Raw genomic sequence first — 16,605 nt, forward strand, 5'->3', positions numbered from 1 at the left:
TCCAGACATGGCGAGCACATTTCGCGGTCTCCTCGGCGAGAAGCTGGGGATGACCCAGGTTTTCGACGAGAACAACCGTCTCGTGCCGGTGACCGTCGTCAAGGCGGGCCCGTGTGTGGTGACCCAGGTGCGCACCCCCGAGAACGACGGCTACTCCGCCGTCCAGCTCGGTTTCGGTGAGATCGACCCGCGCAAGGTGAACCGCCCCGAGGGCGGGCACTTCACCAAGGCGGGCGTCACGCCGCGGCGGCACCTGGTGGAACTGCGCACCGAGGACGCCGGCGACTACACGGTCGGCCAGGAGCTGAACGCCGACGTGTTCGACGGCGTGGCCAAGGTCGACGTCATCGGCACCAGCAAGGGCAAGGGCACCGCCGGCGTCATGAAGCGTCACGGCTTCAAGGGCCTCGGCGCGTCCCACGGCACCCAGCGCAAGCACCGTTCACCCGGTTCCATCGGTGGCGCGTCCACCCCGGGCCGCGTGTTCAAGGGCCTGAAGATGGCCGGCCGCATGGGCAACGTGCGCACGACCACGCTCTCGCTGGTCGTCCACAAGGTCGACACGGAGCGCGGGCTGCTGCTCATCAAGGGCGCCGTTCCCGGTCCGAAGGGTGGCCTCCTCCTCGTCCGTTCCGCGGTCAAGGGTGGCCCCGTGGGGAGTGACAGCAAGTGACCAGCACCGAGACCCGCACCGACCGCCAGGTCGACGTCCGCACCCCGTCCGGAGAGACCACCGGCAGCGTCACGCTGCCCGGTGAGCTCTTCGACGCAGGAGCGAACGTCTCCCTGATGCACCAGGTCGTCATCGCCCAGCTGGCCGCGGCCCGCCAGGGCACGCACTCCACCAAGACCCGCGGCCAGGTCAGCGGTGGTGGCGCCAAGCCGTACCGCCAGAAGGGGACCGGCCGGGCCCGTCAGGGCTCGACCCGCGCGCCGCAGTTCGCCGGCGGTGGCACCGTCTTCGGCCCGACGCCGCGTGACTACACGCAGAAGACCCCGAAGAAGATGAAGGCCGCCGCCCTGCGCGGTGCCCTCTCCGACCGGGCCCGCGAGGGCCGGGTGCACGTGGTCTCCGCGTTCGTCGACGGCGATGCGCCGAAGACGAAGGCCGCCCTGGCGACGCTCACCGCGGTGACGCAGGCCAAGCGCGTGCTGGTCGTCCTCGACCGGGACGACGTCCTCAACTGGGTGAGCCTGCGCAACGCGCCGCAGGTGCACCTGATCGAGGCCGGCCAGCTCAACACCTACGACGTGCTGGTCGCCGACGAGGTGGTCTTCACCGAGGCCGCGCTCGCCGAGTACGTCGAGGCGAAGTCCAAGGGCGGCACGGTCAAGCCGGACCTCGCCACTCACCTGACCCCGGGTGGCATCCCGTCGATCGCTCCGGCCGAGGGCGAGGGCACCGTCGAGACGGGGACCGCGGCCGAGGCGGCGCCGGCGAAGAAGGCTGCTGCCAAGAAGGCGCCGGCGAAGAAGGCCACGGCCGACAAGGCCGAGGCGGACGACGCCGAGAAGCCGGCCAAGAAGGCCGCCGCGAAGAAGGCGCCCGCCACCACGGCGGCTGCTGACGAGACCACCGAGGAGAAGGCATGAGCGTCCGCGACCCCCGGGACGTCCTGCTCGCCCCGGTGATCTCCGAGAAGAGCTACGGCCTGCTGGACGCCAACCAGTACACGTTCATCGTGCTGCCGGAGGCGAACAAGACGCAGATCAAGATCGCGGTCGAGCAGATCTTCAAGGTGAAGGTCCTCGGCGTGAACACGATCAACCGTCAGGGCAAGCGCAAGCGCAGCAAGGGCAGCGTGATGGGCAAGCGCAAGGACACCAAGCGCGCCATCGTCTCGCTCGCCCCCGGCGAGCGCATCGAGATCTTCGGGGGCCCGAACGCCTGACGGCGTTCGAGGTAACCGACCGGACCAGAGAGAACAGACAGGGACTCACGACCCATGGCTATCCGTAAGTACAAGCCGACGACGCCGGGCCGCCGCGGCTCCAGCGTCGCCGACTTCGCCGAGGTCACCCGCGACCATCCCGAGAAGTCGCTGGTCCGGCCGCTGCACGGTCGGGGTGGACGCAACGTCCACGGCAAGGTCACCGCTCGCCACCAGGGCGGCGGTCACAAGCGCGCCTACCGGCTGATCGACTTCCGCCGGGCCGACAAGGACGGCGTGCCCGCCAAGGTGGCGCACATCGAGTACGACCCGAACCGCACCTCGCGGATCGCACTGCTGCACTACGCCGACGGCGAGAAGCGCTACATCATCGCGCCGGCGAAGCTCAAGCAGGGCGATGCGGTGGAGTGCGGCCCCTCGGCCGACATCAAGCCCGGCAACAACCTGCCGCTGCGGAACATCCCCGTCGGCACGGTGGTTCACGCCATCGAGCTCCGTCCCGGTGGCGGCGCGAAGATCGCCCGCTCGGCGGGTACCAGCGTCCAGCTGGTCGCCCGTGAGGGTCGCTTCGCGCAGCTCCGCATGCCGTCGGGCGAGATCCGCAACGTCGACGTCCGCTGTCGCGCGACCGTCGGCGAGGTGGGCAACGCCGAGCAGTCCAACATCAACTGGGGCAAGGCCGGCCGCATGCGGTGGAAGGGCAAGCGCCCGACCGTCCGCGGTGTCGCCATGAACCCGGTCGACCACCCGCACGGTGGTGGTGAGGGCAAGACCTCCGGTGGACGCCACCCGGTGAACCCGAAGGGCAAGCCGGAGGGCCGGACGCGCAAGCGGAAGGCCAGTGACGCCCTGATCGTGCGCCGCCGGCGCGCCAACAAGAAGCGCTGAGCGGGAAGAGGAGTTCGACAGACATGCCACGCAGCCTGAAGAAGGGCCCGTTCGTCGACGACCACCTGCTCAAGAAGGTGGACGCCCAGAACGAAAAGGGCACCAAGAACGTCATCCGCACCTGGTCGCGGCGCTCGACGATCATCCCCGACATGCTCGGGCACACGATGGCCGTCCACGACGGCCGCAAGCACGTCCCGGTGTTCGTGACCGAGGCGATGGTCGGGCACAAGCTCGGCGAGTTCGCGCCCACGCGCACTTTCCGTGGGCACATCAAGGACGACCGCCGCTCGCGGCGGGGCTGACCAGGTAGAGGACAGACAGATGACTTCCCAGTTGGGACAGGAGGCGCCGGTCGCCCGGGCTACGGCCCGGTTCGTCCGTGTGACCCCCATGAAGGCCCGGCGGGTGGTGGACCTGATCCGCTACCTGCCGACAGACGAGGCACTCGCCCTGCTGCGCTTCGCGCCGCAGAGTGCCAGCGAGCCGGTTGCCAAGGTCGTCGCCAGCGCGGTGGCGAACGCGGAGCACAACCTGCAGCTGGACCCGGCCGCCCTGGTGGTCAGTGCCGCCTACGTCGACGAGGGCCCCACGCTCAAGCGGATCCGTCCGCGCGCGCAGGGCCGGGCGTTCCGCATCAACAAGCGGACCAGCCACATCACCGTCGAGGTGAGCGAGGTCGGCGGCAGCGCCGAGCTCGCGCAGAAGTCGCGCAAGGCGCGTCGGGACACCGGCCAGTCCGGCCCGGCCACCCAGCAGCAGAGCAACCAGTCCAGGAGCAACACGAGGGGAGGGACCCGCTAGTGGGTCAGAAGGTCAACCCGCACGGGTTCCGGCTCGGCATCACCACGGACTACAAGTCGCGGTGGTTCGCCGACAAGCTCTATTCGTCCTACGTCAAGGAGGACGTCGCGATCCGCAAGCTCATGTCCAAGGGCATGGAGCGGGCCGGCATCTCCAAGGTCGAGATCGAGCGGACCCGCGACCGGGTCCGCGTCGACATCCACACCGCCCGGCCGGGCATCGTCATCGGCCGCCGCGGCGCGGAGGCCGACCGCATCCGCGGCGAGCTCGAGAAGCTCACCGGCAAGCAGGTGCAGCTGAACATCCTCGAGGTCAAGAACCCCGAGTCGGACGCGCAGCTCGTCGCCCAGGGTGTCGCCGAGCAGCTCTCCAGCCGGGTCAGCTTCCGTCGTGCCATGCGCAAGGCGATGCAGTCGGCCCAGCGCAGCCCGCAGGTCAAGGGCATCCGGGTGCAGTGCTCGGGTCGCCTGGGCGGCACGGAGATGAGCCGGTCGGAGTTCTACCGCGAGGGCCGGGTGCCGCTGCACACGCTCCGCGCGAACATCGACTACGGCATCTACGAGGCCCGCACCACCTTCGGCCGCATCGGCGTCAAGGTGTGGATCTACAAGGGTGACGTCAGCGGTTCGCGGGCCGAGCGGGCGGCCCTCGAGGCGCTCGCCGACCGGCAGCAGCGTCGCGAGCGCGCCCAGCGCCCGCAGCGTCGCTCGGGTTCCTCCGGCACCACCGCCGGTGGCACCGAGGCCGGCCGCGCAGCGGTCGAGTCGTCCACCGGACCGGTCGCGGACACGGCCGAGAGCACCGTCGCGGTGACCTCGGGCGAGGTCGCTCCCGAGACGACCGTCGCCGAGGTTGCCGGCCCGGAGGCCACCGCCGCCGCCGAGAGCACGGCTGCGCAGCCCTCGGCGACCGAGACCACGGAGGGCTGACACGTGCTCATCCCACGGCGCGTCAAGCACCGCAAGCAGCACCACCCGGACCGCGGCGGCAAGGCCAAGGGCGGGACGGCGATCAACTTCGGTGAGTTCGCCATCCAGGCCCTCGAGCCGGCCTACGTGACCAACCGGCAGATCGAGTCCGCTCGTATCGCCATGACCCGTCACATCAAGCGTGGCGGCAAGGTGTGGATCTCGATCTACCCGGACCGTCCGCTGACCAAGAAGCCCGCCGAGACCCGCATGGGTTCCGGTAAGGGGTCCCCCGAGTGGTGGGTGGCCAACGTGAAGCCCGGACGCATCATGTTCGAGCTCTCCGGTGTCGCCGAGCCCGTGGCCCGCGAGGCGATGCGCCGCGCGATCCACAAGCTCCCGATGAAGTGCCGCTTCATCACGCGTGAAGGAGAAGTGTGATGGCCGCCGGTCTGACCGCTCCCGAGCTGCGCGAGCTGTCCGTGGACGAGCTCGCCACGCGGCTGCGTGAGCACAAGGAAGAACTGTTCAACCTGCGGTTCCAGGTGGCCACCGGCCAGCTGGACAACAACCGGCGACTGCAGACCGTCCGCCGCGACATCGCCCGGATCTACACGATCATGCGCGAGCGCGAGCTGGGTCTCTCGGTCGCCCCGAACGAGGGTGTGGCATGAGCGAGACCCAGGAAGCGTCGGGCCCCGGCCTGGCCGGTCGCGGGTACCGCAAGGTGCGCGAGGGCCTGGTCGTCAGCGACAAGATGGAGAAGACCATCGTCGTCGAGGTCGAGGACCGCGTGAAGCACGGCCTGTACGGCAAGGTCATCCGCCGTACGAGCAAGCTGAAGGCGCATGACGAGCAGAACGTCGCCGGCATCGGCGACCGCGTGCAGATCATGGAGACCCGTCCGACGTCGGCCACCAAGCGGTGGCGGCTCGTGACGGTCGTCGAGAAGGCCAAGTAACCGAACACGCAATCGGAGCGCCAGCGAGGATTGCCTGTGGTCGGAACGACCAGGGCAGCCGCGCAGAGCGCGACGAGGTCGGATACTCTGGACGACTGGCGCGCCCCCCGGGTGCGCGCCGCATCCCGGTACCCGTGCTTCGGACGCACCGGCGGCCACCGCCGCCGGTGCGTCCGCACGCGAGTGCCGGACAGCCGGTTCACCGAACCGGCCCGGCTGTCACAACAAAGATTTGGGAGTAGGGACGTGATCCAGCAGGAGTCGCGGCTGCGAGTCGCCGACAACACCGGAGCAAAGGAGATCCTCTGCATCCGGGTGCTCGGCGGTTCCGGGCGACGCTACGCGGGCATCGGCGACGTCATCGTCGGCACCGTGAAGGACGCGCTGCCCGGTGCCGGCGTCAAGAAGGGCGACGTGGTCAAGGCCGTCATCGTCCGCACGGTGAAGGAGCGCCGTCGTCCTGACGGTTCCTACATCCGCTTCGACGAGAACGCCGCGGTCATCATCCGCGACAGCGGCGACCCGCGCGGGACGCGCATCTTCGGGCCGGTCGGCCGGGAACTGCGCGACAAGCGCTTCATGCGGATCATCTCGCTCGCACCGGAGGTGCTGTGAACATGGCTGACAACAGCCGCGCCAAGGCGCCGTCGATGAAGGTCAAGAAGGGTGACACCGTGGTCGTCCTGTCCGGCAAGGACAGGGGCGCCAAGGGTCGCGTCATCGCTGCGTTCCCCAAGCTCCAGCGGGTGCTGGTCGAGGGTGTGGGCCGCGTGAAGAAGCACACCCGCATCAGCTCCAACCAGCGCGGCGCCCAGCAGGGCGGGATCGTCACGCAGGAGGCGCCCATCCACGTGAGCAACGTGATGGTGATCGACTCCGAGGACAAGCCCACCCGCGTCGGCTACCGCAAGGACGACAACGGCCGCAGCGTCCGCGTCTCGCGGCGAACCGGTAAGGACCTCTGAACGTCATGAGCGCACCCACGCGCGAGCTGCCCCGCATGCTCGCCCACTACCGCGAGACCATCGCACCGGCGCTGCAGTCGGAGTTCAACTACGACAACGTCATGCAGATCCCGCGCCTGACGAAGATCGTCGTCAACATGGGCGTCGGCGAGGCCACCCGCGACGCCAAGCTGATGGACGGCGCCGTCCGCGACCTGACCGCGATCACCGGTCAGAAGCCGGCCGTCGTCCGGGCCCGCAAGTCCATCGCGCAGTTCAAGCTGCGCGAGGGCATGCCGATCGGCGCCAAGGTGACCCTGCGCGGCGACCGGATGTGGGAGTTCCTGGACCGGCTGCTGTCGCTGGCCCTGCCCCGTATCCGCGACTTCCGCGGCCTGAACTCCAAGCAGTTCGACGGCCACGGGAACTACACCTTCGGCCTCAACGAGCAGTCGATGTTCCGCGAGATCGACGTCGACAAGATCGATCGGCAGCGCGGCATGGACATCACGCTGGTCACCACCGCCTCGACCGACGACGAGGGGCGTGAGCTGCTCCGCCAGCTCGGCTTCCCCTTCGCCGGCTCGCCCGTCGTGACCACCACCCGCTGAGCCGGTAGGAGAAACCAATGGCCAAGAAGGCTCTGATCGAGAAGGCGAACCGCAAGCCCAAGTTCGCCGTCCGTGGCTACACCCGCTGCCAGCGGTGCGGTCGCCCGCACTCGGTGTTCCGCAAGTTCGGCCTCTGCCGGATCTGCCTGCGGGAGATGGCCCACGCCGGGGAGCTCCCGGGCGTGCGCAAGTCCAGCTGGTAAGTCATTCCATCCGGCCGTGGCGCTCGCCCCGGCCGCACCACAGCACCACCGTTCGCCGACAGGCCCACGACCACCGGACAAGCCCGGGAAACGTGCGGAACCGCGGCGAGAAAGGCACCACATTCCATGACGATGACCGACCCGATCGCGGACATGCTGACGCGCCTGCGGAACGCCAACCAGGCGTATCACGACTCGGCGGCCATGCCGTCCTCGAAGCTCAAGACGCACATCGCCGAGATCCTCCAGCAGGAGGGTTACATCGCCGGCTGGACCGTCAACGACATCGAGAAGGACGGCAGCACCTTCAAGCAGCTGGTCGTCGACCTGAAGTACGGCCCCAACCGTGAGCGGAGCATCGCCGGCGTCCGGCGCGTCTCCAAGCCCGGTCTGCGGGTGTACGCCAAGTCCACCGCGCTGCCCAAGGTGCTCGGCGGGCTCGGCGTGGCGATCATCTCGACCTCCACCGGGCTGCTCACCGACAAGCAGGCGAACAAGAAGGGCGTGGGTGGGGAAGTCCTCGCCTACGTCTGGTAAGGGAGCAGCGAAGATGTCACGGATCGGACGACTCCCGATCGCTGTGCCCGGTGGTGTGGACATCGCCATCGACGGCCAGACGGTCAACGTCAAGGGCCCCAAGGGCTCGCTGAGCCACACCGTCGCGGCGCCCATCACGGTCGAGCGCGACGAGGACGGCACGCTGCGGGTGCAGCGTCCCAACGACGAGCGTCAGAACCGCGCCCTGCACGGGCTGTCGCGGACGCTCATCGCCAACATGATCACCGGCGTCACCGAGGGCTACACCAAGACCCTGGAGATCGTCGGTGTCGGTTACCGCGTCCAGGCGCGTGGCTCGGACCTCGAGTTCGCCCTGGGCTTCAGCCACCCGGTGCCGGTGAAGGCCCCCGAGGGGATCACCTTCACGGTCGAGGCCCCCACCCGCCTGCGGGTGACGGGGATCGACAAGCAGCAGGTCGGCGAGGTCGCCGCCAAGATCCGCAAGATCCGCAAGCCCGACCCGTACAAGGGCAAGGGCGTGCGGTATCAGGGCGAGGTCGTCAAGCGCAAGGTCGGGAAGACGGGCAAGTGATGGCTCAGGCGAAGACAGAGAAGGGCGCCGGGGGCCACAAGCCCGTCGGCACCGACATCAGCACGGCTCGCCGGGTCTCACGGCTGCGCCGTCACAACCGGCTGCGCAAGCGGGTCTCCGGCACGCCGGAGCGTCCGCGCCTGGTGGTCAAGCGCAGCTCGCGGCACATCCACGTGCAGCTCGTCGACGACACCGTCGGCCGCACGCTGGCCAACGCGTCCACCATGGATGCCGGCCTGCGCGGTGCCGAGGGCGACAAGTCCGCCCTGGCCCGCCAGGTGGGCGCCCTGATCGCCGAGCGCGCGAAGGCGGCCGGCATCTCCGCGGTCGTGTTCGACCGCGGCGGCAACCGGTACGCCGGGCGGATCGCCGCTCTGGCCGACGGTGCCCGCGAGGGCGGGCTGGACTTCTGATGAGCAGCAACAGCACGACCAAGCAGATCGAGAGGGACGTCTGATGCCAGGACCACAGCGACGCGGCGGTGGCGCCGGTGGCGCCGGCGGCGCCGGCGGTGCCGGCGGCGGTAACGACCGCCGCGACCGTCGTGACGGCGGTCGGGGCCCGGGTGGCGCACCCGCCGAGAAGAGCAACTACATCGAGCGCGTGGTCGCCATCAACCGCGTGTCCAAGGTCGTCAAGGGTGGTCGACGCTTCAGCTTCACCGCCCTGGTGATCGTGGGCGACGGCGACGGCAAGGTCGGCGTCGGCTACGGCAAGGCCAAGGAGGTGCCCGCGGCGATCGCCAAGGGCGTCGAGGAGGCCAAGAAGCACTTCTACAACGTGCCGCGCATCGCCAGCACCATCCCGCACCCCGTGCAGGGTGAGGCGGCGGCCGGTGTGGTGCTGCTCAAGCCGGCCAGCCCCGGTACCGGTGTCATCGCCGGTGGGCCGGTGCGTGCCGTGCTCGAGTGCGCCGGGATCCACGACGTGCTCTCCAAGAGCCTCGGTTCGTCGAACCCGATCAACATCGTGCACGCCACGATGCAGGCGCTGAAGGACCTCGTCCGCCCCGAGGAGATCGCGGCCCGCCGTGGCCTGCCCCTCGAGGACGTCGCCCCGGCCGCCATGCTCCGTGCGCGTGCGGGTCAGGGGGTCTGAGATGGCACAGCTGAAGGTCACCCAGATCCGGTCGTCGATCGGCAACAAGAAGAACCAGCGGGAGACGCTGCGCTCGCTGGGGCTCAAGCGGATCCACGACTCGGTCGTGCAGGAGGACCGTCCCGAGATCCGCGGGATGGTCGCGACGGTGCCGCACCTCGTGCGCGTCGAGGAAGTCTGAGGAAAGACTCGCTATGACACTGAAAGTTCACCACCTGCGTCCGGCCCCCGGCGCCCACACCCCGAAGACCCGCGTGGGTCGCGGTGAGGGCTCCAAGGGCAAGACCGCCGGTCGCGGAACCAAGGGCACCGGCGCCCGGGGCAACACCTCGGCCCGCTTCGAGGGTGGGCAGACCCCGCTGCACATGCGGCTGCCCAAGCTCTCGGGGTTCAAGAGCCCGAACAAGGTCGTCTTCCAGGTCGTCAACCTGGACCGGATCGCGGCGCTGTTCCCGCAGGGCGGGTCGATCGACCCGGACGCGCTGGTCCAGGCCGGCGCCGTCCGCCGGGGCCAGCCGGTCAAGGTGCTCGGCACCGGCGATCTGGGCGGCGTGAAGGTCGACGTCCACGCGCACGCCTTCTCCACGTCCGCGGCCGAGAAGATCGGCGCGGCCGGGGGCAGTACCACCCGCATCTGACGGCAGACGACCCCCGGGGCGCTCCTCGATTCCGAGGGACCGCGCCCCGGGGGTCCTCTGCTGCCCGGCCCGGAGAAGACCCGGGCCGGGACCGTCCAAGGGCGGGACAGGCCGAGCCACGCCCCTCAATCACGGGTGCTGAACCGGTAAGTCCCCGTCCGTTGCTAACCTCACACGACCGATCAGGGGAGGGCACGTGCTGCAGGCGTTCGCCGCGGCGTTCCGGACGCCAGACCTCCGGCGCAAGCTGCTGTTCTCCCTCGCGATCATCGCCGTCTACCGGCTGGGGGCCTCCGTGCCCGGCCCGGGTGTCTCGGTCCGGGCGATCAACAGCTGCCTCGAGCTGGCCCAGGCCTCCGACCAGCGGGACATCTACTCGCTGGTGAACCTGTTCTCCGGTGGGGCGCTGCTCCGGCTCTCCGTCTTCGCGCTCGGGATCATGCCGTACATCACGGCGAGCATCATCGTGCAGCTCCTGGTCGTGGTCATCCCGCGGTTCGAGCAGCTGAAGAAGGAAGGGCAGTCGGGCCAGGCGAAGCTGACCCAGTACACCCGGTACCTGACGATCGCCCTGGCGGTCCTGCAGAGCACCGGCATCATCGCCCTGGCGCGCAGCGGCCAGCTGTTCCCGAACTGCCCCGAGTCGATCATCCCGTCGGACTCCGTGTGGTCGACGGTGGTGCTCGTCGTCGCCCTCACCGCCGGCACGGCCCTGATCATGTGGCTCGGCGAGCTCCTGACCGAGAAGGGGATCGGCAACGGCATGTCCGTGCTGATCTTCACCTCGATCGCCGCGCGCATCCCCGCCGAGGGCGGCTCGATCCTGCAGACCCGCGGCGGGCTCGTCTTCGCCGTCGTCTGCGTGATCGCGGTGGTCATCATCGGCACCGTCGTCTACGTGGAGCAGGCCCAGCGCCGGATCCCGGTGCAGTACGCCAAGCGCATGGTCGGCCGCCGGATGTACGGCGGGACGTCGACGTACCTGCCGCTGAAGGTCAACCAGGCCGGCGTCATCCCGGTCATCTTCGCTTCGTCGCTGCTCTACCTGCCCCAGCTGATCACCCAGCTCCAGGGCAACGAGACCGGGGGCGTGCGGCAGTTCTTCGAGACCTACGTCATCGACCAGAGCAGCCCCGTGCACGTGGCGCTCTACTTCGGGTTGATCGTGTTCTTCACGTACTTCTACGTGTCGATCACCTTCAATCCCGAGGAGCGCGCCGACGACATGAAGCGCTACGGCGGCTTCATTCCCGGCATCCGTCCCGGCCGGCCCACCGCTGAGTACCTGCAGTACGTACTCTCCCGGATCACCCTGCCGGGATCGATCTACCTGGGTCTGGTGGCCGTGCTGCCGAACCTGTTCCTGTCGATCACGCAGCCGGGCCAGAACCAGAACTTCCCGTTCGGCGGGACCGCGGTGCTCATCATGGTCGGAGTGGGGTTGGAGACGGTGAAGCAGATCGAGACGCAGCTCAATCAGCGCAACTACGAAGGGTTCCTGAAGTAGTGCGCGTCGTCCTGCTGGGCCCCCCCGGAGCGGGCAAGGGCACCCAGGCGCAGATCATCGCCGGCCAGCTCGGCGTGCCCGCCATCTCCACGGGCGACATCTTCAGGGCCAACGTGAGCGGACAGACCGAGCTGGGCCGGAAGGCCAAGGCGTACATGGACGCCGGCGACCTCGTCCCCGACGAGATCACCGTCGCCATGGTCCGGGACCGGCTCGCCGAGCCCGACGCCAAGGCGGGGTTCCTGCTCGACGGGTTCCCCCGGACCATCGCGCAGGCCGAGCAGCTGGCGTCGTCCCTGGCCGAGCTGGGCAACAAGCTGGACCGCGTCCTCGAGCTCGTGGTCGACGAGGACGAGCTCGTGCGGCGGCTGTCCGGGCGGCGGATGCTGGTGGACGGGCAGATGGTCCAGCGCGACGACGACAAGCCCGAGACCGTCCGGCACCGCCTGGAGGTCTACCGGGAACAGACGGCGCCGCTCTCCGGGTTCTACGAGTCCGAGGGCCTGCTGTCGCGGATCGACGCGATCGGCGAGGTCGAGGTCGTCACCGGCCGCGCGATGCAGGCGCTGGGCGCGGCCGACCCGGAACAGCCCACCCAGGGCTGACGGACGGCGAGAGTGCGATGACGGCCGAGATCCTGAGCCGGCTCCCGCTGCTCGCGAAGTGGAGTGGACGCATGATCCAGATCAAGACACCGCAGGAGATCGAACTCATGCGGGCCTCGGGGTTGGTGACCGCGGGCGCCATCGCCGCGGTGAAGGCCGCCGTCCGCCCCGGGGTCAGCACCGGCGAGCTGGACGCGATCGCGGAGGACCACATCCGCTCGAAGGGCGCGGTGCCCAACTTCCTCGGCTACCACGGGTTCACCGGCACCATCTGCGCGTCGGTCAACCACGAGATCGTGCACGGGATCCCCAGCCCCGAGCGCCGGCTGGTCGAGGGGGACAACATCTCCATCGACTGCGGCGCGATCCTCAAGGGCTGGCACAGCGACTCCGCCGTCACGGTGACGGTCGGAGAGCCGTCGCCGGAGGACGCCGCATTGCTCGAGGTGACCGAACGCTCGATGTGGGCCGGGCTCGCCCGTGCGCTCGCCGGGGGCCGGCTCACCGACATCAGCGCGGCCGTCGGCGAGACCATCAGCGCCGAGGCGCACCCCTACGGCATCGTCGACAACTACGGCGGCCACGGCATCGGCACCGAGATGCACCAGGACCCGCACGTGCTGAACTACGGTCGCCCGGGCCGCGGTCCGAAGCTCGTGCCGGGACTGGCGCTGGCGATCGAGCCCATGGTGACCGTCGGCGATCCCACGACGGTCGAGCTCGAGGACGGCTGGACCGTCGTCACCAAGGACGGCTCCCGGGCCGCGCACTTCGAGCACACCGTGGCCATCACGCCCGAGGGCCCGTGGGTCCTCACGGCCGAGGACGGCGGGGTCGCGGGCCTGGCCCCGTACGGCGTCACGCCGCGCACCTGACCGCTGCGCGTGCCCCGTCTCACGGAGGACCGGTTTGGTGGCCCCCGTTCCGCCGGGGTAGAGTGACCGATGGCGTTCGCGCCGTCCCGTCGCCGTGCTGTGGCCGCATGACCCGGGACGCCCTCGCGAGAGCGTCTGCACCACCTGTTCTGCAATCACCGAGTGTGTCCGTCGGGGTTCCCCCGTGGGCGCAGGAGGACACCGGCATCACCGAGTCAGGGAGCGCGTAAAGGGCATGGCGAAGAAGGACGGGGCCATCGAGGTCGAAGGTCGCGTCGTCGAGCCGCTGCCCAATGCGATGTTCCGGGTGGAGCTGGAGAACGGGCACCGGGTGCTCGCCCACATCAGCGGCAAGATGCGTCAGCACTACATCCGCATCCTGCCGGAGGACCGCGTGGTCGTGGAGCTCTCGCCCTACGACCTGACCCGCGGCCGCATCGTCTACCGCTACAAGTAACCGCCCGCTCCGCGGCTGCCCACCGGCAGAACCCGCGGTCGGCACACGATCGACAGGAATGAGGGGCGGCACCGCGTGAAGGTCCAGCCGTCGGTGAAGAAGATCTGCGACAAGTGCAAGGTGATCCGCCGGCACGGCCGGGTCATGGTCATCTGCGACAACGCCCGGCACAAGCAGCGCCAGGGCTGAGGGAGTACCAGAACATGGCACGACTGGCCGGCGTCGACCTGCCCCGCGAGAAGCGGATGGAGATCGCGCTCACCTACATCTATGGCATCGGCAAGCACCACGCCAAGGAGACCCTGGCCGCGACGGGCGTCAGCCCCGACCTGCGCGCCAAGGACCTCACGGACGAGGACCTGCTGAAGCTCCGTGACTACATCGACGAGCACTTCCGCGTCGAGGGCGACCTGCGCCGCGAGGTCGCGGGCGACATCCGCCGCAAGGTGGAGATCGGCTGCTACCAGGGCCTGCGTCACCGTCGTGGACTGCCCGTCCACGGCCAGCGCACCAAGACCAATGCGCGCTCGAGCAAGGGCCCGCGCAAGACCATCGCCGGCAAGAAGAAGGCCGGCAAGAAGTAAACGCACGGGGGGACTCCGTCCCCCCGTGGACCCCCCGGCGTCGGTCACCTCCCGCGTGCCCGCCGGGTCCCTCAAGGCCACGAACGATCAAGGATCCGGAGAGACATGCCTCCCAGGGCTCGCACTGCGGCCGGCGCCAAGAAGGTGCGCCGCAAGGAGAAGAAGAACGTCGCCCACGGCGCCGCGCACATCAAGAGCACGTTCAACAACACGATCGTGTCGATCACCGACCCCATGGGCAACGTGATCAGCTGGGCGTCCGCCGGCCACGTCGGCTTCAAGGGCTCGCGCAAGTCCACGCCGTTCGCGGCGCAGATGGCTGCCGAGAGCGCCGCGCGCAAGGCCCAGGAGCACGGCATGCGCAAGGTCGACGTCTTCGTGAAGGGCCCGGGCTCGGGTCGCGAGACGGCCATCCGGTCCCTGCAGGCCACGGGCCTCGAGGTCGGCCAGATCCAGGACGTGACGCCGCAGCCGCACAACGGCTGCCGCCCCAAGAAGCGCCGCCGGGTCTGACCGGTCACTGACGAGACGAAACAGGAGTATTTGACGTGGCCCGTTACACCGGAGCCGATTGCCGCCTCTGCCGGCGCGAGAAGATGAAGCTGTTCCTCAAGGGCAGCAAGTGCGAGTCCCCGAAGTGCCCGATCGAGATCCGGCCCTACCCGCCGGGCGAGCACGGCCGTGGCCGCACCAAGGACAGCGAGTACCTGCTCCAGCTTCGTGAGAAGCAGAAGGCCCGCCGCATCTACGGCGTCCTCGAGAAGCAGTTCCGCGGTTACTACGAAGAGGCCAACCGCAAGACCGGCAAGACCGGTGAGGTCCTGCTGCAGATCCTCGAGTCGCGCCTCGACAACGTGGTCTACCGGGCCGGCTTCGCCGAGTCCCGCGACATGGCCCGCCAGCTGGTGCGCCACGGCCACATCCGGGTCAACGGCCGCAAGGTCGACATCCCGTCCTTCCGCGTGAGCGCGAACGACATCGTCGAGGTGGCCGAGAAGTCCCGCACGATGCTGCCGTTCGAGATCGCCCAGGCGAAGGCCGGCGAGCGTCCCGTCCCCGCGTGGCTCGAGGTCATCAGCAGCCAGCTGCGCGTGCTCGTCCACAGCATCCCGGCCCGCCAGGTGATCGACACCCCGGTCCAGGAGCAGCTGATCGTGGAGCTCTACTCCAAGTAGGCAGCACGACCCCTGCGGCCGAAATGGCCATTTCGGCCGCAGGGGGCACCACCGGCCCCGGCGGGCGGACAGATGCCCGCCGGAGCCTGTACCACCCACCTCACGGCGTCATATGGCGGTCGCCGGAGGACCTGAAGGAGAACCACCATGCTCATCGCACAGCGCCCCAGCCTCACCGAAGAGACGATCACCGAGTCCCGCTCGCGGTTCGTCATCGAGCCCCTCGAGCCCGGCTTCGGTTACACGCTCGGCAACTCCCTGCGCCGCACGCTCCTGTCCTCGATCCCCGGCGCTGCTGTCACCAGCATCCGCATCGAGGGCACCCTGCACGAGTTCACCACCGTGCCGGGCGTCAAGGAGGACGTCACCGAGATCATCCTGAACCTCAAGGGCCTGGTCGTCAGCTCCGACTCCGACGAGCCGGTGACGATGTACCTGCGCAAGCAGGGCCCGGGTGAGGTCACCGCCGCCGACATCGCGCCCCCGGCCGGTGTCGAGGTGCACAACCCCGACCTGCACATCGCCACGCTGAACGGCAAGGGCCGGCTCGAGATCGAGCTGGTCGTCGAGCGTGGCCGTGGCTACGTCCCGGCGCCGCAGAACAAGCAGCCCGGCCAGGAGATCGGCCGGATCCCGGTCGACTCGATCTACTCGCCGGTCCTCAAGGTCACCTACGCCGTCGAGGCCACCCGTGTCGAGCAGCGCACCGACTTCGACCGCCTCGTCGTCGACGTCGAGACCAAGCCGTCGATCGTCCCCAGGGACGCCATCGCCAGCGCCGGCTCGACCCTCGTGGAGCTGTTCGGCCTGCTGCGCGAGCTGAACGTCGACGCCGAGGGCATCGAGGTCGGCCCCAGCCCGGCCGAGGCCGCCGACATCGCGAACTTCTCGATGCCGATCGAGGACATGGACCTCACCGTCCGGTCCTACAACTGCCTCAAGCGCGAGGGCGTGCACACCGTCGGGGAGCTCGTCACCCGCTCGGAGGCCGACCTGCTCGACATCCGCAACTTCGGCGCGAAGTCGATCGACGAGGTCAAGATGAAGCTGGCGGCCATGGGCCTCGCGCTCAAGGACAGCCCGCCCGGGTTCATCCCCACCTCGATCGAGAGCTACGACGAGGGCTACGAGACCGACGCGTACCAGGGCACCACCGAGTACGCCGACGTCGAGTACAGCGACGCATCCTTCCAGGAGACCGAGCAGCTCTGACCCGGATCGCACCGGACGGTGGGGCCACCCGCCGTCCGGTGCGCCGGTCCGGCCAGCCACACTGGCCTGCACCACCAACGTTCGTGCACCACCGACGCTTTGCACCACGGATGCAGCCGAGCGCGCCCCGCCCGGCGGCCTGAGGAAGGACCG

28 protein-coding genes and 1 pseudogene are annotated in these 16,605 nt (G+C 69.3%); all 29 read left to right on the forward strand.

Features of this window, described 5'->3' with window-relative positions:
- Window positions 1-7: 7 nt before the first annotated feature.
- Window positions 8-673 carry a 50S ribosomal protein L3 gene (gene rplC / locus E4P39_RS08680; RefSeq protein WP_135136013.1) on the forward strand — a complete coding sequence of 222 codons (666 nt, stop codon included), beginning with the start codon at window positions 8-10 and terminating at the stop codon, window positions 671-673.
- Window positions 670-1,593 (forward strand): 50S ribosomal protein L4, encoded by a 924-nt coding sequence (gene rplD, locus E4P39_RS08685; RefSeq protein WP_167761712.1) that lies wholly within the window; start codon window positions 670-672, stop codon window positions 1,591-1,593. Before rplC ends, rplD begins: the two co-directional genes overlap by 4 nt.
- A complete protein-coding gene (rplW, locus tag E4P39_RS08690; protein WP_135136014.1) occupies window positions 1,590-1,892 on the forward strand; it encodes a 50S ribosomal protein L23 in 303 nt (100 codons plus the stop codon). The genes rplD and rplW overlap by 4 nt, the downstream gene beginning before the upstream one ends.
- 54 nt (window positions 1,893-1,946) lie before the next feature.
- Window positions 1,947-2,780: a 50S ribosomal protein L2 gene (gene rplB / locus E4P39_RS08695; protein WP_135136015.1), complete on the forward strand. Its 834-nt coding sequence runs from the start codon at window positions 1,947-1,949 to the stop codon at window positions 2,778-2,780.
- 23 nt (window positions 2,781-2,803) lie between these two features.
- Window positions 2,804-3,085, forward strand: a complete 282-nt coding sequence (gene rpsS / locus E4P39_RS08700) for a 30S ribosomal protein S19 (RefSeq protein WP_135136016.1) — start codon at window positions 2,804-2,806, stop codon at window positions 3,083-3,085.
- A 19-nt stretch (window positions 3,086-3,104) separates the two neighbouring features.
- A pseudogene (gene rplV, locus E4P39_RS08705) lies at window positions 3,105-3,455 on the forward strand (50S ribosomal protein L22); the annotation flags it as partial.
- Window positions 3,456-3,583: 128 nt separating this feature from the next.
- Window positions 3,584-4,513: a 30S ribosomal protein S3 gene (gene rpsC, locus E4P39_RS08710; RefSeq protein ID WP_135136018.1), complete on the forward strand. Its 930-nt coding sequence runs from the start codon at window positions 3,584-3,586 to the stop codon at window positions 4,511-4,513.
- Window positions 4,514-4,516: 3 nt separating this feature from the next.
- Window positions 4,517-4,933 carry a 50S ribosomal protein L16 gene (rplP, locus tag E4P39_RS08715; RefSeq protein WP_135131867.1) on the forward strand — a complete coding sequence of 139 codons (417 nt, stop codon included), beginning with the start codon at window positions 4,517-4,519 and terminating at the stop codon, window positions 4,931-4,933.
- On the forward strand, window positions 4,933-5,166 hold the full coding sequence (rpmC, locus tag E4P39_RS08720) for a 50S ribosomal protein L29 (RefSeq protein ID WP_135136019.1): 234 nt from the start codon (window positions 4,933-4,935) through the stop codon (window positions 5,164-5,166). Before rplP ends, rpmC begins: the two co-directional genes overlap by 1 nt.
- Window positions 5,163-5,453, forward strand: a complete 291-nt coding sequence (gene rpsQ / locus E4P39_RS08725; RefSeq protein WP_135136020.1) for a 30S ribosomal protein S17 — start codon at window positions 5,163-5,165, stop codon at window positions 5,451-5,453. The genes rpmC and rpsQ overlap by 4 nt, the downstream gene beginning before the upstream one ends.
- A gap of 246 nt (window positions 5,454-5,699) precedes the next feature.
- Complete coding sequence (rplN, locus tag E4P39_RS08730; RefSeq protein ID WP_014377983.1) at window positions 5,700-6,068, forward strand: 50S ribosomal protein L14; 369 nt, start codon at window positions 5,700-5,702, stop codon at window positions 6,066-6,068.
- Between the two features lie 35 nt (window positions 6,069-6,103).
- Window positions 6,104-6,418: a 50S ribosomal protein L24 gene (rplX, locus tag E4P39_RS08735; protein WP_135136355.1), complete on the forward strand. Its 315-nt coding sequence runs from the start codon at window positions 6,104-6,106 to the stop codon at window positions 6,416-6,418.
- Window positions 6,419-6,453: 35 nt separating this feature from the next.
- Window positions 6,454-7,008 (forward strand): 50S ribosomal protein L5, encoded by a 555-nt coding sequence (gene rplE, locus E4P39_RS08740; protein ID WP_245159744.1) that lies wholly within the window; start codon window positions 6,454-6,456, stop codon window positions 7,006-7,008.
- Between the two features lie 17 nt (window positions 7,009-7,025).
- Complete coding sequence (locus tag E4P39_RS08745; RefSeq protein ID WP_026857026.1) at window positions 7,026-7,211, forward strand: type Z 30S ribosomal protein S14; 186 nt, start codon at window positions 7,026-7,028, stop codon at window positions 7,209-7,211.
- 126 nt (window positions 7,212-7,337) lie between these two features.
- Window positions 7,338-7,748 carry a 30S ribosomal protein S8 gene (gene rpsH, locus E4P39_RS08750; protein ID WP_135136022.1) on the forward strand — a complete coding sequence of 137 codons (411 nt, stop codon included), beginning with the start codon at window positions 7,338-7,340 and terminating at the stop codon, window positions 7,746-7,748.
- 13 nt (window positions 7,749-7,761) lie between these two features.
- Window positions 7,762-8,301 (forward strand): 50S ribosomal protein L6, encoded by a 540-nt coding sequence (gene rplF / locus E4P39_RS08755; protein WP_135136023.1) that lies wholly within the window; start codon window positions 7,762-7,764, stop codon window positions 8,299-8,301.
- Window positions 8,301-8,714, forward strand: a complete 414-nt coding sequence (rplR, locus tag E4P39_RS08760) for a 50S ribosomal protein L18 (protein WP_135136024.1) — start codon at window positions 8,301-8,303, stop codon at window positions 8,712-8,714. The genes rplF and rplR overlap by 1 nt, the downstream gene beginning before the upstream one ends.
- A gap of 43 nt (window positions 8,715-8,757) precedes the next feature.
- Window positions 8,758-9,399 carry a 30S ribosomal protein S5 gene (gene rpsE / locus E4P39_RS08765; protein WP_091770126.1) on the forward strand — a complete coding sequence of 214 codons (642 nt, stop codon included), beginning with the start codon at window positions 8,758-8,760 and terminating at the stop codon, window positions 9,397-9,399.
- 1 nt (window position 9,400) lies between these two features.
- A complete protein-coding gene (rpmD, locus tag E4P39_RS08770; protein ID WP_135136025.1) occupies window positions 9,401-9,580 on the forward strand; it encodes a 50S ribosomal protein L30 in 180 nt (59 codons plus the stop codon).
- A 13-nt stretch (window positions 9,581-9,593) separates the two neighbouring features.
- Window positions 9,594-10,037, forward strand: a complete 444-nt coding sequence (gene rplO / locus E4P39_RS08775; protein WP_135136026.1) for a 50S ribosomal protein L15 — start codon at window positions 9,594-9,596, stop codon at window positions 10,035-10,037.
- Window positions 10,038-10,233: 196 nt separating this feature from the next.
- A complete protein-coding gene (gene secY, locus E4P39_RS08780) occupies window positions 10,234-11,544 on the forward strand; it encodes a preprotein translocase subunit SecY (protein WP_135136027.1) in 1,311 nt (436 codons plus the stop codon).
- Window positions 11,544-12,149, forward strand: a complete 606-nt coding sequence (locus E4P39_RS08785; RefSeq protein ID WP_135136028.1) for an adenylate kinase — start codon at window positions 11,544-11,546, stop codon at window positions 12,147-12,149. The genes secY and E4P39_RS08785 overlap by 1 nt, the downstream gene beginning before the upstream one ends.
- A gap of 17 nt (window positions 12,150-12,166) precedes the next feature.
- Complete coding sequence (map, locus tag E4P39_RS08790) at window positions 12,167-13,024, forward strand: type I methionyl aminopeptidase (protein WP_245159719.1); 858 nt, start codon at window positions 12,167-12,169, stop codon at window positions 13,022-13,024.
- Window positions 13,025-13,259: 235 nt separating this feature from the next.
- Entirely contained in the window at window positions 13,260-13,481 is a 222-nt protein-coding gene (infA, locus tag E4P39_RS08795; RefSeq protein WP_028929190.1) for a translation initiation factor IF-1, read from the forward strand.
- Window positions 13,482-13,556: 75 nt separating this feature from the next.
- Entirely contained in the window at window positions 13,557-13,670 is a 114-nt protein-coding gene (gene rpmJ, locus E4P39_RS08800; protein ID WP_012950458.1) for a 50S ribosomal protein L36, read from the forward strand.
- Window positions 13,671-13,684: 14 nt separating this feature from the next.
- Window positions 13,685-14,065, forward strand: coding sequence for a 30S ribosomal protein S13 (gene rpsM / locus E4P39_RS08805; protein ID WP_135136029.1), 381 nt, complete (start codon window positions 13,685-13,687; stop codon window positions 14,063-14,065).
- A 105-nt stretch (window positions 14,066-14,170) separates the two neighbouring features.
- Complete coding sequence (rpsK, locus tag E4P39_RS08810) at window positions 14,171-14,578, forward strand: 30S ribosomal protein S11 (RefSeq protein ID WP_135136030.1); 408 nt, start codon at window positions 14,171-14,173, stop codon at window positions 14,576-14,578.
- Window positions 14,579-14,613: 35 nt separating this feature from the next.
- The gene (gene rpsD, locus E4P39_RS08815; protein ID WP_135136031.1) at window positions 14,614-15,240 is read left to right on the forward strand and encodes a 30S ribosomal protein S4; all 627 of its coding nucleotides are present in this window, start codon (window positions 14,614-14,616) and stop codon (window positions 15,238-15,240) included.
- Between the two features lie 147 nt (window positions 15,241-15,387).
- Window positions 15,388-16,452 carry a DNA-directed RNA polymerase subunit alpha gene (locus E4P39_RS08820; protein ID WP_135136032.1) on the forward strand — a complete coding sequence of 355 codons (1,065 nt, stop codon included), beginning with the start codon at window positions 15,388-15,390 and terminating at the stop codon, window positions 16,450-16,452.
- Window positions 16,453-16,605: the final 153 nt, after the last annotated feature.

Source organism: Blastococcus sp. CT_GayMR19 (assembly GCF_004570385.1).
GTDB lineage: Bacteria > Actinomycetota > Actinomycetes > Mycobacteriales > Geodermatophilaceae > Blastococcus_B.

Bases quoted from the DNA above. Each gene is read 5' to 3' on its own strand.
- rplX (WP_135136355.1), top strand. From the start codon at position 6,104: ATGAAGGTCAAGAAGGGTGACACCGTGGTCGTCCTGTCCGGCAAGGAC.
- rpsH (WP_135136022.1), top strand. From the start codon at position 7,338: ATGACGATGACCGACCCGATCGCGGACATGCTGACGCGCCTGCGGAAC.
- rpsS (WP_135136016.1), top strand. From the start codon at position 2,804: ATGCCACGCAGCCTGAAGAAGGGCCCGTTCGTCGACGACCACCTGCTC.
- rplB (WP_135136015.1), top strand. From the start codon at position 1,947: ATGGCTATCCGTAAGTACAAGCCGACGACGCCGGGCCGCCGCGGCTCC.
- rplW (WP_135136014.1), top strand. From the start codon at position 1,590: ATGAGCGTCCGCGACCCCCGGGACGTCCTGCTCGCCCCGGTGATCTCC.
- rplC (WP_135136013.1), top strand. From the start codon at position 8: ATGGCGAGCACATTTCGCGGTCTCCTCGGCGAGAAGCTGGGGATGACC.
- rpmD (WP_135136025.1), top strand. From the start codon at position 9,401: ATGGCACAGCTGAAGGTCACCCAGATCCGGTCGTCGATCGGCAACAAG.
- rpmC (WP_135136019.1), top strand. From the start codon at position 4,933: ATGGCCGCCGGTCTGACCGCTCCCGAGCTGCGCGAGCTGTCCGTGGAC.
- rpsE (WP_091770126.1), top strand. From the start codon at position 8,758: ATGCCAGGACCACAGCGACGCGGCGGTGGCGCCGGTGGCGCCGGCGGC.
- rplE (WP_245159744.1), top strand. From the start codon at position 6,454: ATGCTCGCCCACTACCGCGAGACCATCGCACCGGCGCTGCAGTCGGAG.
- rpsQ (WP_135136020.1), top strand. From the start codon at position 5,163: ATGAGCGAGACCCAGGAAGCGTCGGGCCCCGGCCTGGCCGGTCGCGGG.
- rplF (WP_135136023.1), top strand. From the start codon at position 7,762: ATGTCACGGATCGGACGACTCCCGATCGCTGTGCCCGGTGGTGTGGAC.
- E4P39_RS08820 (WP_135136032.1), top strand. From the start codon at position 15,388: ATGCTCATCGCACAGCGCCCCAGCCTCACCGAAGAGACGATCACCGAG.
- rpsK (WP_135136030.1), top strand. From the start codon at position 14,171: ATGCCTCCCAGGGCTCGCACTGCGGCCGGCGCCAAGAAGGTGCGCCGC.
- rplR (WP_135136024.1), top strand. From the start codon at position 8,301: ATGGCTCAGGCGAAGACAGAGAAGGGCGCCGGGGGCCACAAGCCCGTC.
- E4P39_RS08745 (WP_026857026.1), top strand. From the start codon at position 7,026: ATGGCCAAGAAGGCTCTGATCGAGAAGGCGAACCGCAAGCCCAAGTTC.
- infA (WP_028929190.1), top strand. From the start codon at position 13,260: ATGGCGAAGAAGGACGGGGCCATCGAGGTCGAAGGTCGCGTCGTCGAG.
- rpsM (WP_135136029.1), top strand. From the start codon at position 13,685: ATGGCACGACTGGCCGGCGTCGACCTGCCCCGCGAGAAGCGGATGGAG.
- map (WP_245159719.1), top strand. From the start codon at position 12,167: ATGACGGCCGAGATCCTGAGCCGGCTCCCGCTGCTCGCGAAGTGGAGT.
- rplO (WP_135136026.1), top strand. From the start codon at position 9,594: ATGACACTGAAAGTTCACCACCTGCGTCCGGCCCCCGGCGCCCACACC.